12 protein-coding genes and 1 CRISPR repeat array are annotated in these 15,480 nt (G+C 45.3%); of the genes, 5 read left to right on the forward strand and 7 right to left on the reverse strand.

All coding sequences use genetic code 11. The features are described from left to right. Positions 1–65 precede the first annotated feature (65 nt). Genes dndE through JUI58_RS10500 form a run of 4 tightly spaced genes read right to left on the reverse strand, consistent with a single transcriptional unit; the run spans position 66 to position 2,366 of the window. Positions 66–476: a DNA sulfur modification protein DndE gene (gene dndE, locus JUI58_RS10485; RefSeq protein ID WP_204103731.1), complete on the reverse strand. Its 411-nt coding sequence runs from the start codon at positions 474–476 to the stop codon at positions 66–68. Positions 477–486: 10 nt separating this feature from the next. Then, a complete protein-coding gene (locus JUI58_RS10490) occupies positions 487–966 on the reverse strand; it encodes a CRR6 family NdhI maturation factor (RefSeq protein ID WP_204103732.1) in 480 nt (159 codons plus the stop codon). After that, on the reverse strand, positions 963–1,205 hold the full coding sequence (locus JUI58_RS10495; protein ID WP_204103733.1) for a hypothetical protein: 243 nt from the start codon (positions 1,203–1,205) through the stop codon (positions 963–965). Before JUI58_RS10495 ends, JUI58_RS10490 begins: the two co-directional genes overlap by 4 nt. A gap of 12 nt (positions 1,206–1,217) precedes the next feature. Continuing rightward, the gene (locus JUI58_RS10500; protein WP_204103734.1) at positions 1,218–2,366 is read right to left on the reverse strand and encodes a hypothetical protein; all 1,149 of its coding nucleotides are present in this window, start codon (positions 2,364–2,366) and stop codon (positions 1,218–1,220) included. A 206-nt stretch (positions 2,367–2,572) separates the two neighbouring features. Between JUI58_RS10500 and JUI58_RS10505 the strand changes: the two genes are divergently transcribed. The 5 genes from JUI58_RS10505 (at position 2,573) to csb2 (ending at position 11,821) form a co-directional block, all read left to right on the forward strand. Further along, complete coding sequence (locus JUI58_RS10505; protein ID WP_204103735.1) at positions 2,573–3,061, forward strand: Fur family transcriptional regulator; 489 nt, start codon at positions 2,573–2,575, stop codon at positions 3,059–3,061. 52 nt (positions 3,062–3,113) lie between these two features. Continuing rightward, a CRISPR array of direct repeats spans positions 3,114–4,523; the repeat unit is 37 nt; unit sequence CTAGAAATCAGTCTCACCGGATGGTGAGCATTGTGAC. A 368-nt stretch (positions 4,524–4,891) separates the two neighbouring features. After that, complete coding sequence (gene cas3, locus JUI58_RS10510) at positions 4,892–7,216, forward strand: CRISPR-associated helicase Cas3' (RefSeq protein WP_204103736.1); 2,325 nt, start codon at positions 4,892–4,894, stop codon at positions 7,214–7,216. Then, positions 7,213–9,351 carry a type I-U CRISPR-associated protein Csx17 gene (csx17, locus tag JUI58_RS10515; protein ID WP_204103737.1) on the forward strand — a complete coding sequence of 713 codons (2,139 nt, stop codon included), beginning with the start codon at positions 7,213–7,215 and terminating at the stop codon, positions 9,349–9,351. The genes cas3 and csx17 overlap by 4 nt, the downstream gene beginning before the upstream one ends. Continuing rightward, the gene (cas7u, locus tag JUI58_RS10520; RefSeq protein ID WP_204103738.1) at positions 9,348–10,379 is read left to right on the forward strand and encodes a type I-U CRISPR-associated RAMP protein Csb1/Cas7u; all 1,032 of its coding nucleotides are present in this window, start codon (positions 9,348–9,350) and stop codon (positions 10,377–10,379) included. Before csx17 ends, cas7u begins: the two co-directional genes overlap by 4 nt. Then, positions 10,376–11,821 (forward strand): type I-U CRISPR-associated protein Csb2, encoded by a 1,446-nt coding sequence (gene csb2, locus JUI58_RS10525; protein WP_204103739.1) that lies wholly within the window; start codon positions 10,376–10,378, stop codon positions 11,819–11,821. Before cas7u ends, csb2 begins: the two co-directional genes overlap by 4 nt. A 106-nt stretch (positions 11,822–11,927) precedes the next feature. On the opposite strand, the gene JUI58_RS10530 is transcribed toward csb2, so the two are convergent. From JUI58_RS10530 to JUI58_RS10540, 3 genes are all read right to left on the reverse strand, one after another. Continuing rightward, complete coding sequence (locus JUI58_RS10530) at positions 11,928–12,365, reverse strand: hypothetical protein (RefSeq protein WP_204103740.1); 438 nt, start codon at positions 12,363–12,365, stop codon at positions 11,928–11,930. 48 nt (positions 12,366–12,413) lie between these two features. After that, a complete protein-coding gene (locus JUI58_RS10535) occupies positions 12,414–14,453 on the reverse strand; it encodes an NAD-dependent epimerase/dehydratase family protein (protein ID WP_204103741.1) in 2,040 nt (679 codons plus the stop codon). Between the two features lie 80 nt (positions 14,454–14,533). After that, a complete protein-coding gene (locus JUI58_RS10540) occupies positions 14,534–15,460 on the reverse strand; it encodes a phosphorylase (protein ID WP_204103742.1) in 927 nt (308 codons plus the stop codon). Between the last annotated feature and the right edge of the window lie 20 nt (positions 15,461–15,480).

Here is a 15,480-nt window from a genome sequence, read left to right on the forward strand (position 1 = left end):
GCTCCTCAGACAAACGGAGAATACCCGTCACTCTCTCTACGTTATGGGAGAGTGAAGCCCCTCATCTATCCGAAGGATGATGAGCGGGTGTATTCACATAGGGGAATTGCAATTAAATCCTCAATAGTTTTTAAGCTAGGATTTCCCGCTAGATAACCAATACCGCGATGTAGGTGCAGGCGAAATTGTTCGGTTAAAATGGTTTTATTCGTTTCCAAACCATCTTGATAACAGCGCTGTTTAAGGGCAATAATTAGAACATCTGAGAGTTCCCCCCCAAAGACTCGCCAAGTTAATTCAACATTACTATCGGCTGGAATAGGAACAGGAGAAGGTTTACTGGGTTCCGCAAGAGATAAACAAAAAGCCCAACGACAAAGAATATTCCATTGCTCAATTTTGGTATAGCGTTTGAGCTTAGAAAGTTGCTCTTTTGCAGTTTGAGAGAGTCTAAATCGTTCGATGGGAGATTCCATATTTTAATGATTAATTATTCTTAAACAGGTCAAAGAAACTATCATCAAGATTGTAACCGACAGTCATCCACATAGATTTTAATTTTTCTTGGGCAGGAATGCCGCGATCGCGCAACCAATCAGAAATAATAAAGGTTTTTTGCGCGATCGCAATTTCTAAGGCTTCGGGGTTATATTGTATGCCATCAGTACGATGGAACTGATGGGGAACGAGCATAGCAATATAGCGAGGGAGTTCGCTTTTCCAATCTAACAGAAAAGGCAGCCAAGGATAGCGAGTATCCAAGCGTAAAAACCACAAGCGAATTTCAGGAATTTCCGACAATTCTCGGGGATCGGTTTCTTCCCTGGGATAGTCGATCTCAAAAGTAATTAATGATTCTGGGAAAGATGTTTTGATATCTAACAAGGTTTTTTCAACGATCGCACTTGCAGGGGAGAGATCGAGTTTGTGAAGGCGATCGACATCTAATTTGATTTGATGATTCATGTTTCCTCTTCTAGTTTTTCAAAGACAACCCCATCAATTATTTCATAACCCCACCGCGAATTGCGAGATGCAAGGTGTTTTGCTGCATCAATTTCTCCCAAACGACAGAGTTCCGTTAATTGTGTATATCCTCTTTGCTTTTCCTGCTCTAAATTTGCTTGTATTTGTTGTTTTCGTTCTGCGGGGGAGAGTTTGGGGGGATTTGATTGGGTAAAATTAATCTGGAATAGTTTTTTCATTTTTTGACTCCTTTAAAAAGGATAAACATCAACTATTTTTCCGTCAACTATTTTATAGCCCCATTCGGGATGTATGGCAATTTGCCGACCAATAAAAGTTCGACCGATAGGGGTATTATAGGCTTTTTGGAGAATCGGTAATGAGGGAGAATGGGGTTCTTTTTTAGATGCTTCTGTAGGTTGAAGGGAGTCTGTTTCACGGGAGGATGCTTTCAAGGTATGGCGATCGCGAATCGATAATAGTTTTTCCACAACTTGTTGCTTATTCACTCCATCTTTGACACTAAAAGAGGGAGGGAGATAGGGAGTTTGCACTCCTGATTTTTGAGCCTTTATTGCTTCATCCGCAAAGCGATCGCTTTTTCTTAAGAAACCTTCCCACCAACTTTTAGCGCGATCGATGTCTCTAAGTTCGCGATTTGCTCTTGCAGTAGCAGCATCAATAGGTTCTCCTTTATGAATATAATACTGTATTATTTCTTCAATGAATGCCGGATAAGGAACACCAGGTTTAATTTCCCATTCTTGTTGTATTTTTTGACTCGATCCTAAAGGTTTTCCGGCGATAAATTCGTCCCAAAAGGGAGAGATGATTCCTTTTGTCATTCCATCAACAATTTTGAAAACATAGGCCATGGGATTATCTAAGCCTTGAATCTTACAATATTCTAATAACGCTTTTTGAAAGTCTTCAAATTGTTCCTGGGAATGCCAAGGACCTCGAAGAATTTTTCTGTTGACCGGAAAAAAACGATCTCTCGATTTGTTTTCCAAAGCAGGATTAGCCAGACTTTCATCATTACGAGAATGGGTTGCTATTGTTGGTTCTGAAAAAATAAACTTTGCAAATATTTCTAATTTATCCGAAAATTGCTGTATATCCAAAGATAAATTCAAGGAATTATCGATCATTCTTTCTTTCACTAGGTTTCTAGCTTTTAATTGCTTTCTAGCTGTTCGTTGTTCCTCTAAAGATAGTCCAGTATCGCGTTCAATATCTTGATGATTAATACCAATCCATTCCAGAGATTCACTTTTTTCTAATAAATAGCCTAACAATATCCCCGCAGCAATTCCTCCCGCAATTTTCGCTAGTTTAGGATAGTAAGAACAAGGTTTTCCTAATTTTTCTGTTGCGATTTTTAACTGTTGTCTCGACATGAAAAATAAGATATTTGACTCTAATTAAACTTAGTAATTCTTAAGATAGAGTGCGATCGCCTTCTGCATCTCTCTCTAGGTAGACATTTATACAGATTTTAAGTTAAAGTGGTAACGATTATGAATTAGGGCGATCGCTTCAGATAGGCGATCGCTTTGAAAGAGTTAGCTTTCTGCAATACTAGGATATCGGAAAATCAATACCAATGACCGAAATCAAGCCCTCAACAAGTCCTCTTTGTCCAACAGAGCAAAGTCTACTTAAACCCATTTCTTCCCTAGCAGAGGCTTATCATCGCTGTCAAACCTTGGGAATGCGTTTGAGTCGCCAGCGTAAGTACATCTTAGAGTTATTATGGACTATTGAGGACCATCTTGCAGCACGGGAAATTTACGATCGCCTCAACCAACAAGGCAAGGAAATTGGCTATACTTCCGTTTATCAAAACCTAGAAGCGCTTTCGAGTCAAGGGATTATTGAATGTGTAGAACGTTGCGATGGGAGACTGTATGGAAATAAAAACGAAATACACAGTCATGTTAACTGTTTGGATACCCGACAAATTATCGATGTTCAGGTTCAATTACCTCCTGAAATTATTAAACAAATAGAAGCACAAACAGGTGTTAAAATTAGTGAATATCGCGTTGATTTTTACGGGTATCGAGGCGATCGCCAAGAACAAGATAAATAAATAAAACCCCTTCGTCAAGAAAAACAAATATTAAGAGCAAATAACGTACTAGCTAGAAATCAGTCTCACTGGATGGTGAGCATTGTGACCACCTTCATTGTGGATACATTCTCGGATTCGTACCTAGAAATCAGTCTCACCGGATGGTGAGCATTGTGACTCTTAGTATCACAATCTCATCGTGGTTGCAGCTACTAGAAATCAGTCTCACCGGATGGTGAGCATTGTGACTTGTTTTCCCAGTCAGTAGGGGCGCTACTTCCTACTAGAAATCAGTCTCACCGGATGGTGAGCATTGTGACTCAGGAATATTCGATGGCCAAAAGAACTGGGGTGAGGCTAGAAATCAGTCTCACCGGATGGTGAGCATTGTGACGTGACTGCCGTTCGTCGCGATCAACTTTAGAAGAGATGCCTAGAAATCAGTCTCACCGGATGGTGAGCATTGTGACTATCGTTCCCATCTCAAAGATTTGCATCGCTACCTAGAAATCAGTCTCACCGGATGGTGAGCATTGTGACCATAGTGCAAATATCACCTATTAGGAGATAATATTTTGCCTAGAAATCAGTCTCACCGGATGGTGAGCATTGTGACCTAAGTTTCGCTAGTCTTTCTTTCGATGCGATACTAGAAATCAGTCTCACCGGATGGTGAGCATTGTGACCTATTGGTGTGCGATGGGGGAATCCTGCCCTAAATAGCCTAGAAATCAGTCTCACCGGATGGTGAGCATTGTGACTCTCAGTCATGTCGAGGGGGCAATCCTTATCATTCTAGAAATCAGTCTCACCGGATGGTGAGCATTGTGACTCGTCAAAAAAGGGGGATTGTATTCCCCGTCCGCCTAGAAATCAGTCTCACCGGATGGTGAGCATTGTGACGAGTTGGGGACGGGGATCGTTTAACCCTTCCCTCTAGAAATCAGTCTCACCGGATGGTGAGCATTGTGACACCAGCGCGGACTCCCTATTGAGTGCGATCGCGAAATTCTAGAAATCAGTCTCACCGGATGGTGAGCATTGTGACCTTTGCAGCCATTTCTCATTGATAAGCGATATCGATCTAGAAATCAGTCTCACCGGATGGTGAGCATTGTGACTTTCAGCCTTTGGTGTGGTCAGCACTGGCTACGCTCTAGAAATCAGTCTCACCGGATGGTGAGCATTGTGACATCCATATCCTCCGTATCCATGTCCTCGTCGTGACTAGAAATCAGTCTCACCGGATGGTGAGCATTGTGACATCGCGTCGTCTCCACCGGGATTGAAGATCGGGTTCTAGAAATCAGTCTCACCGGATGGTGAGCATTGTGACTTTCTCGAGACCGAAGCAATTACCCAATCGGAATCTAGAAATCAGTCTCACCGGATGGTGAGCATTGTGACAGCGTATTTTTCACAAGTGCAAAAGGGCGGTTTTTACTAGAAATCAGTCTCACCGGATGGTGAGCATTGTGACCAACCCCCTTTCAAACCCAGATGATATTTAGCTTTCAAGGTTCGGTAGCGGATACCGCCTCATTTGAGAGAAATCAGTGTTACCGGATGGGGAGCATTAATCGCCAAAACCCTTATCCCGTAAAGCCCGGATACCGCCAAACCCAGACTATCTCCTCAAACCCTTGCCATCTCTATAATCCAGCGATTTTTTCTGCCTTACAGATTTTGAGACCCCCCGGTATCCGCAAAAAGCTAAAATAATCGCAATAATATGGATGGATAGGGCGATCGCGCAAAACCTTTGTTATTTTAACAATTGTAAATTATATTTGTATTATTAAAACCAAAGCATTTATAGAGTAAAAATGCAACAGCACGAAAAAAATAATGATCGAGTTTGAGGATTATTACCGATCGCTATATGGCTTTACTCCCTATCCCTATCAAATCCGCTTTGCCGAAAAACTTCTGCTGGATATCCCGCCAAACTGCATTGGCGTGCCAACTGGAAGCGGTAAAGAATCCACCGCGATCGCAGGTTTTATCTGGCAGTGGCTTAAAGCACGACGGTGGCGGCGTTTAGCCTACAACTTGCCCGCTCGAGCGCTGACAGAACAGGTAGAATCCAACACCAAAGAAGCATTGCAGCAAGCGGAACTATTAGTAGACGAAACAAATCTCCCCAACCCGAACAAATTTGCCGTTCGCGTTCTCAAAGGCGGTGCAGTCGCCCGCGATTGGGTTGAATATCCAGAACAACCCTACATCCTCATCGGTACGCAAGATCAATTTCTCAGTCGCTCATTGAATCGGGGTTATGCCATGTCTCCTTATCAGTGGTCGATCGATTTCGGATTATTGAGCCAAGACACGCTTTGGATTTTCGACGAAACGCAACTGATGGGGGCAGGTTTTAAAACAAGTATTCAATTGCAAGGATTGCGAGATCGCTTTCCCTCATTCCATTCAACCCACAGCATTTGGCTATCGGCAACCCTAGACGACTCCAAACTTGAGGAGATTGCTGATTATTCTCGCCAGATCGACAAAATCGAACTAAACGAAAGAGATCGCCAACATCCAATCTTGAAAAAACGCATCGAGGCGCGGAAGAAACTGCAACAGTGGGCAACCGAAGAGAAAGACCCTTGGCCAGCCTTGGCGTTGAAAGCAGTAGAAACCCATCGGGAAGTTGGTGGCAAAGTTCTCATTATTGTCAATCAAGTCAAACGCGCCCAAGCGATCGCAACGTACCTCCGCAAAATGGGGGAAAAATATTTACTCGTCCACTCGCGATTCCGAGAAGGCGATCGCCCTGTCTTGGATGAATTAAAAGCGTTCGATGGCATCATTATCGCAACCCAAACTATCGAAGCGGGAGTGGATCTAGATGCGATCGTCGCATTCTCAGAACTCTGTCCGTGGTGGAGTTTCGTCCAGAGAGTCGGACGCTGCAACCGCCGAGGCGAAAATAACGAAGCGGCGATCGTCTATTGGATTGACGTTAGCGATGGGAACGCACTCCCCTACGAGGCGATCGAATTGCAACAATGCCGCGAAATTCTACAAAATACAGATGAAATCGGCATCAAAGCGGTCAAAGAACTGCAAGAGCGTTACAACATTCGACCGCAACCAGAATTTACACCCATTCCCAAAGAAAAAGACCTGCTCGAATTATTCCATACCGACGAAGACTTGCAAGGCAGTCGCACGGATGTCAGTATTTTCGTCAGAGGACTGAAAGAAGAAGACATTTTTATCGGCTGGCGCGACTTTGAAGATAAACCAAATCCAGAACGAGGCAAATTGCGCCGCGAGGAACTGTGCCGCGTTCGCATCGGAACGGCTCGTGACTTTTTGAAGGGAAAGACAAGTTTTATTTGGAATTGGACCAAAGCCTGTTACGACCGTTATTTCTACCTCGTTCCTGGCATGATAGTACTACTCCCCCGCTCGGCAGGAGGATACTCGAAAGAAATCGGTTTTAGCGGAGATGCCAAAGATAAACCCAATGATTTACAATTGGACGCGATCGCCCACGATTCCCGCAATGAAGATAACAGCAGCCATTCCCAACAATGGGTTAAAAATTGGGTAACGCTCTACCAGCATTCCATCGATACAGCCAAGCAATGTCAGGAGTTATCAGCGTTATTACCCGAACCCCTCCGCGACGAATTCGTTCGCGCTGGAGGCTGGCACGACTACGGCAAAGCTCACCCCGACTGGAAATGTGCGGCAGGTGCGGAAACGACAGAAATTTATGCAAAAATCGCTCGCTGGCGGGGAACGAACCCCGATCGCCCCGGTATTCGACACGAATTGGCTTCAATGCTGGCGGCTCGCCATCGCGGTGAATCACCCCTAACCCAGTACCTCATCCTTTGCCATCACGGTAAAATTCGCACTTGCATCGAACCGTGGCCAGGGGAGTCTGAAGATTTAGTCAAGGGCATTCGCGATGGGGATAAAGTCGAAGAAGTTCAATTATGCGATGAGTTGGGAACGATCCCGCCTCAAACCCTGAAGCTCAAAGAAATGGCTTACTGGTCGGGGAACTGGGGAGATGACGTTGATGAACTTTTAGAAAAATACGGTCCTTTTAACCTCACTTATTTGGAAGCATTGCTGCGGATAGCCGACTGGCGAGCCAGTGCCGAACCCGGTGCCTTTGCTCCAGACCCTAATGAAAAAGGAGAGGAAGCATGAAGCAATTAGAACTGCCACTAAACTACTCGCAACCCGAGCCGAAAGCAAGGAAGACGGGAGAAACAGGATTGATGGTGCGTCCGCTTTCCAATTATTTAGCGGCATTGGGACTATTGCGCCTCGTCCCGGATTTGCAAGGATACTGGCAGGGCGATCGCTTTTGGGTCGATCGCGACCTTGACGAAGTAATCGATTATCTGTTCAAAAGTTATCAGCCCTCCCCCATTTTCACCCCGTGGAACAAATCGGGGGGATGGTTCAAAGAAACCAAACAGGGCAAAACTTACGCGCCTTGGATTGAGGAGTTCCGACAAAGCCAAGGCGATCGCTTTGCCCTGTTGCGAGAGGCGATCGCGACCATCGATCGCGAATACCAACGTGCCACCGATGAAGGATTTTTCCAAAATCCAAACATGGGAGATTATGCCAAACACGACAAAGATAAAAACGACAAATACCGCAAGAAAGTCTTCGTCACTCGCCTCCGCGCTAATGCCTCTCCGAGCTTCTTGCACTGGATCGATACAGTCTACGCATTTTTACCAGACGCACTGACTACCATAGCCATTGCGGGGAAAGCCGGCAATGATGGAGTTGAATACTCCAAAGTTTTTGCTGAAACCCTTCGCGAACTCTTCGACAAGTCGGGAGCCCCCAAACCAGACAGTCGCATGGCATTACAAGCGTTATTGTGCGGCGAGACTGCAATCGCCTTCAAAAAAATTTCCCCTGGCCTCTACTCTCCCAATTCAGGCGGATTGAACCGCAATTTCAAAAATGGCAGCAAATTTGAGGACAAGCGAATCAACCCGTGGGAACTGGCGCTATCCTTTGAGGGATTGCTGGCATTTGCCAGTCAAACCGCCAATCGCCTTGATGGTTTGGACTCGGGCAGCGCTGCGGTTCCTTTTGCCGTCCGAGCCAGCAATGTCGGCTACGCGAGTGCAGCAGAGGAAGGATTCCGGCTCGAGTTGTGGTTGCCTGTATGGTCGCAACCTCTCAATGCCAAAAAACTGAAGCGCTTGTTTGCTCGGGGGCGATCGCGTCTCGATGATAAACCTGCAAAAAACGGGTTAGAATTTGCTCGTACCCTACCCCAATTAGCTCGACGCACGGGCATCAAACGACTGGAGCGCTACGGCATCATCGAACGAGCCAGCGAACAAGGCAATACTTGGGCTTGTCACCTCGGCACGTTTTTTACAAAGCAAGACGATGTGACTTTGATTTCGCAAGCTGAAAGATGGGTAAAAAGTTTTAACTCGCGGCTTTTAAAAGAGCGCTATTTCGAGACTTTAACCGGACGGCGACGCTTGGAAGATTTCGTTATCGACTTGGGAGAATCTTTCGTGCGAGCCGATCGCTCTCCTTCCAAATTCAAGGATATCCGGCGACCTCAATTGGACAAGGAATGGGCAGACCGATTGCTCGAGGAAAATAACTGTCCTGAAGTTCGACTGGCGATCGCCTTAAGTCATGCTTGGAGTTTCTCTCCCAAAAATAAAGAGCAAGAAAAGTTAAATCATCTGTTAAATCATCTATTGCCTTGGGGAACGAGGGATTTGGAATCGGCAGCGATCGCCGCTAGTCAAAACTGGGCGATTTATGCCAGCCAGCACAAAAATACTATTCCTCAACGATTCCGCCCTTACGCCCGCCTAGACGATCTAGCTCAATTCTTGCGACTGGAAACGGACGACGATCGCATCTGGAAATTGGCAAGGGGGCTGCGGGTAGTACAAGCAAATAAAGTCGATCTAGGGTTTCAACGAGGCAATTTTTCGCCAGGTTTCGAGGCGATCGCGATTTGCTGGCATTGGTGCGAGTTATGGAGGGATAGCAAAAAAGACCCGAAAATCGAGACTTTCAAATACGAAGGACAAATTCTTTCGGGGCTGTCCTCCGGTCGCTCTCGCATCGCAATGGATGCAGCCTTACGGCGCTTGCGAGGTAATTTGTCAGGACTGACGGATACAAGCTCGGGAAATAATATTCCCACGCTCCAACGCGGGTACGATTTGCCACTGCACCTATCGAGGCGATGGGCAGCAGCGCTTGCTTTTCCGCTCTCTAATTCCTCCATCTCTGTATTAACGAAAAACCTTCTCAACCTTGACAAATCAAAAAAACAATGACGACAAACAAGACGAAAATTAACGAGCTTCGCGACTTCAACGCGATCGCTTTCCATCTCGGACTCGAATCCTACGGACCCAAAGCAATCCAATTGCCCACCTATCAAGATATTGGCAATGCTATTTTTACCCGCCCGGATAATACCCAAAACGGCATTCTTGACACCCATGGCAGCATAGCCAACCGTTTAGAAACAATGACTTGGGACGATACCATCGATAAGCCGATCGCTTGTCTCCAAAAAATGCCATTTGTGACTGTCAATACCAAGAGTAACAAGCTCTTAACCACTAGCCTACACGAGCCTCACCGATTGAACAGTCCCTATATTTTTAAATCAGAATTTCCTGACCATGAGACATTCGAGAAAACCTTTGGCAAGCGCCTAAAAGCTACTGATGGCGATCGCGTCAAAATGGCAAAATTATTTGCTGAAGTAGACCCCATGAGCCTGATTCACGGCACTTTTATGAGCTACTCGAAAGAGTTTGAGGTACGCGGCGGCGGGGCAAAAATAACGGCGGCATTATCAGGATTTGCCGAAGCGACAAATATCCAAGCCGTCGAATATGGAACCCAAAAAAGCGATCGCATTAACGCCAAACAAGAAGAAAAAAAAACATCCAAGGAAGGATTCGGAACTTTTCAAACCAGTGCAACCTTATGGTCGCCAGAATCAATTGATGCTTATTTTCATCTCGATATCGATTTGTTGCGAAGCTATCAACTTGGAGAGAATTTTGTCGGTTGGGCGATTGCCATTTCGCTGTTGAAAATTCTGCGATTTATCGATCGCGGCTTGCGCTTGCGATCGCACTGCATTCTTCAACCCAAACTTACAGAAAGTGGAGAAATCGATCTTGCTTTTCGATTGCCTCTCAAGGCACGCGGCAATTATTTCGAGTTGGGATTTCCCGATGAAAAGGCATTGGCAACAATCGTTACGGATTTAACCGAGCGGTTGGTCGAATCAACAACCTTTGGCGAAGCTATTGTTCTCGCGGATGCAGTAACGAACAAAAAATGACAACAACGATAAAAATTCAATTTCTGACGGGGCGCTATCATGCAACCCCGTGGGACTCCCACCCCAACGAAGGAGTAGCAGAACCCTTTCCCGCTCCGTGGCGAATTTTACGGGCGCTGGTGGCCATAAGCTATCGATTCGACTGCGATCGCGATACTTTAGCGAGCTTGATGAATTCCCTCGCTTCCAGGCCTCCCTCGTATCTCGTCCCTCCTTCAACTCGAGGTCACGTTCGCCAGAGCGTCCCCATCGAACCCAAAGGCAGGAATTTCGTACAGCGACGGCGGTTAATTGATTCGTTTTGTTGCTATGGGAAACCCTTCGACGAACAAGCCTCTGTGTATGTGTCTTGGGACGCAGATTTACCTGAAAAAGAACAGCACCTGCTCGAAGAACTTTGCGATCGCGTTCCCTACATCGGACGTTCCGAATCTTGGGTGCAAATGTCTGTCGTGGAGAATCTGCCGAAGCAACCCAACACCGTCCCCGATAAAAAAGATGCTATCGTATCTTTAATGGCTCCTTTATCTCCAGAAGGATTGCAGGGGTTTTTAGCTGGGATACAAGCTCTCAACCTTGACAAAAAAAATCCACCTTCTTTGCCCCAAACAGTATTGGAAGCCTTGGATATCAATTATGTCGAGGTGCAAAAACAAGGCTGGTCGCGAGTTCCAGGTAGTCAGTTCGTCGGCTATTCCGACAATCCGGCCAGCGCGACTATTGTTTCCAATATTATTTCCCAGGGATCGACTCCCGCTCCCAAATACGTGCGATTGCGGATTGATGCAGAGCGGCGATTGCTCCCTCCCACTCCTCTCATGCTGGAACTGACCGATCGTCTGCATCGATCGCTTACGAAGTTATCAGACGGCCATCGGGTTTTTAGCGGTAAAGCAAACGGACAACCCTTGCATACCAAAACACCGGAACACGCCAAATTTTTCCCGGAGTTTGACGGACGAGGACGAATTATAGCGATCAATTTATATGCCAGGATGGGGTTCGACCGAGAGGCAATGGATTCTTTATTCCAACTTCGCGAATTGGATAGGAGCGATAGGCCAGCTTGGTATCCAAGGGTAGAATATTTCGCGCCGGACTGGCCGGGGCCAGCGCGGCGATCGCGTGTCTGGGTGTCCAAAACGCCCCTTATTTTGCCGCGCTGGCCAAATAAGCCTAAAGATTGTTTAGAATCGCAAATACAAAACCTTTTGAGATATGAAGAACTACCCAATCCGGCGCGAATTGAAGAAATACCCCCACTAGAGCGCTCTCGAAATAAAATCCCCTTTTATCGCCCGCACCAAAATCGCAGAATTTTCGAGCGTCGATTTTGGTTGCGCTTGGAATTTGCCGAAGACATTGCCGTTCCTTTTGCGATCGGTTGGAATTCTCACTATGGTTTGGGAATGTTCGAGCCAGAGCGATCGGAGGTGCGATAATTGTTTTCAAATCGAGGCAATATATCGTTCTTGCATTTCATCATCCCAATAAACGCAAATTAACGGAATTTGCCACAGGTCACGAGATTCCCATCGAATTAGCGAGTTAACCACTCCCTTTTCTCTGCTGCTTGAGTTTTTCCACCCTCTCTCGATTCTCTCCCTTTGCTAATGCGATCGCCTCTCTTGTTTTCTCCTCTCGCACTGCTTTCTCGTCACTTTCGATCGCAGCTTCGAGGATATTCTGAATCTCCGGCCTTGGTGTTTTAAAATGTTCTAATAAGAAAGCCTTGGCATCGGCAATAGTTGCGTCGGTTTGAACTTGCGATCGCAAAAAATCTTGCACTTCCTCAATGCGATCGGCGGTTTTGGGACCGTATCGCAGTAAGTTGCGGAAGTAATGAGGGCGATCGCCATAGCGCCCGACGGAGATATCGCCACCGCATTCATCTTCAATTTGCATGAGTTCCGCCAATACTTCGGGATCTCTTGGATTTTTGCAGTAGCGATCGAACAGAGATTCTGTTGTTGTTTGGGTTGTCATCACTGTTTTCACGATAATAATATCAAATATTGAGAGCAAAAATTACTCTCAAATCGAGGCAATATCTCGAGCATATTCCTCAAGAGAAATCATAGGAGTATAACCAAAATCTCGTTGTGCGGCATCGATTTCTCCCGCTATATCAAACGAAAACTTACCAATACCATGTATAGTAGGATGTAGCCTGCCCAATTTGCCCATCACTGCATCAATAACCCTCATGGAACTACACACCAAAGTAGGGATATAGATGGGTCGGTAAGTATTCCCAAAACCTGCACAGAGAAGCCCATAAATTTCGTCAACTGTGTAATCAGCCTTCCTATCTCCAATCCAATACCATTTACTATAAGTAGCAGGCAACTTTTCTGCGGCCAAGAATGCAGAAACTACATTATCAACATGGGAGATGCTGCGATAGTTTTTACCATGTCCGAAAACAGGCTGATATTGTCCCCGCATGAGATTGAAAAACTTTTGCTGACGTGGGGGTGCATAGGGACCGAAAAACCAGAAACCCCGCAGGGAGGTGCCATCAATTTCACCCGCTATAGACTTCTCCAAAATGTAGCGCTCTGCTTTCCACTTACTGCGCCCATAATGTCTGTAGGGATTATCGGGAGTATGTTCGTTGAAAAGCCTTTGTTTTGGGGTTCCCTGTCCGCAAATAGAGTCTGTTCCCATATAAAGGATACGACGAACCCCTCGGCGAATACACTGGTCAACAAGATTGCGGGTTCCTTGTTCATTGACCCGGTATAAAGTTTCAATACGGGGAGGATAGATCGCACCCGCTAAATGAAATACAGTACCAATGCCATCAAGAGCAGTGAAAACCGCTTCAGCATCGCCAATATCTCCAGGGAATATCTCGAAATTGTCAGGGAGATCGAGCAAATTTGCATTTCGTTGCTCAACCAACAGACGAACCTTCCGAGAGGGGGGAATCTGTCCTTGAAGATCGCCGTTAATGAGTATATCGATAAAGCGATTTCCTAACCATCCTGGTACACCTGTAAGCAAGAGTGGAGGCATTTCCTCCTTTATTTTTTTCGCGCCAGTCCTCGCGTTTTGGTGGCGCGGGAGTCCCAGGCTATAAACTCCAGCCAAGCGCTTGCGTTCGCCTAAAATGGCTCGCTCTAGGCTTGTTCGAGCCGTGGGAATCTGATAATTTAGTTCTCTGATGGCTTTACTCGAATCGTACCAGCTATAGTTGCCAATGACGCTACGTGCATATTGAGGGTCTAGGGGTGGCTCCTTACCAAAGGGGCTTAAGAGTGCCTTCAAACCCACTGTAGCGAGGACGATCGCCCATTTTGGTAGGGGAATAAAGGGTGGAGTTTTACCGCTAATATCTGCTAGTAAGGTGAAAAAATCACGAAAGGTAATATTTTCGCCCGCTAAAATATAGGATTCTTGAGGTTGACCGGATAGCCAAGCCTCAACGTGACCTCTAGCAACGGCTTCCACGTCAGCAATGGAAATACCACCGTTGAAAAAGAAATTCTGTCCCTTTTGGAGAAAGTTATTGATAAGTTGATGGGGAGGGGTTCCCCGCAGATCTCCCGGTCCGACGACCCAAGAGGGATAGATGCGCCGAATATCTAAATTGCTCTCTACTATTAGGCGATCGCAGAGTCGATCTGCTTCTACTTTCCCTTCGATATAGGGACTCTCCCACACTGTCGTCCGATCTGCTTCTGAGAGTAGGTTTTTGGGGTTGTTGGAGCGTCCGAGGACGACAACGGAACTCGTATATACTATTGTTTTAACATTGCTCTGTGCTGCGGTTTTTAAGAGTGTAGAAGTCAGTCCTATGGTGCTTTCAAGAATACGAAGAGAGGCTTTTCTGTCTGTGGTGTTTTCTGCGGCTAGATGAAAAAGACAATCTATTCCTGTAAGAAGAGATGCGTAAGTTTCGGGTTTCTGGAAATCAATAATGCTATAGTTAGCACCTCGATTGACGAGAGTGATTATATTGGCGTTCACTTTACGCACTAAAAGATGAACTGAGAAACCGCGATCGCATAGACATTTGGCGACGTTAAAGCCGATATGTCCTGATGAACCTGTTACGACGACTTTCATAATGCAGAAAAAATAAACAAATTAGATCTCTATATTTATTTTAATACTGGTGGCGCTTGGGCGATCGATCTTTAGCTCAATTAAAAGGAAACATTTTTCAATATTTTTAAGGGAGTTAATTTTTTGAGTAAATTAAGTTGCTCGGTATCGCGCACAAAAAATGTCCCAGCAAAACCGAGAGAATTAACACCAATGGATTGAAATTCCCCCTGCGATCGCGCCACAATTAAGAGCCATTCTCTCGTTGCCAAAAGATTATAAGCATGGGTTTGTTGTCCCCGCTCTTCCCCATTATGAAATATACCGATTTTATTTAATAAATCTTGATATAAATTCAGCGTTCTTTGTGCTTTATCCCAAATCGAAAGATTATCTTTAAAATCAAATCTTATTATAGCATGATTAAAAGAAAAAGAATCAATTTTTCCTATCTTTTCTTGCCATTTAACTGTAGAGATTAACGGCGAGATGGGCATATTTTCTCCTGCCGGAATGAGAGGAAAAGGAACAATTTGTAAATGCTTGTGCATCTGACTTGCTCCGGCTTTCTCTCCCCCATTATAAAAGGCTAAACCATCAATTTCTGTTAAACAAGCCCACATCGCTGTAAAATCTTCTAAAGTCAACCATGTTTCTTGATGTTCAAATTCTCGGGTAACAAGGAGAAGATGGCGATCTACGACATTAAACTTATTAAATAAACATAAATGCGTTGGGGAAATATCAGTCACAAAAAGTTCTGATTCGTAAGGTAGAAAAGGATTAAAAACTTTTCCGGTTGCTTTGGTTTTATTTTCTTTTTGTTGTCGATCTTTTTCTTTACGCCGAAGATTTAAAGATATTCGCACGAGAAAATTAATCCCCGCTTGCTCGATAAATTCGTATTCCGTGGGGATAGATTGTAATGCGCCTGAAGCGATCGCACTTTGGGTTCGTTCCGTTGTTTTCTGCCATAATGTACCGGGTTCGAGCAGAAGTTTTTGAGTATTGGCTTGTCCCCTTGTCATGCAAAAAACCTCCGATGAGT

Origin of the sequence: Spirulina sp. CCY15215, from assembly GCF_016888125.1 — a bacterium.
GTDB lineage: Bacteria > Cyanobacteriota > Cyanobacteriia > Cyanobacteriales > Spirulinaceae > CCY15215.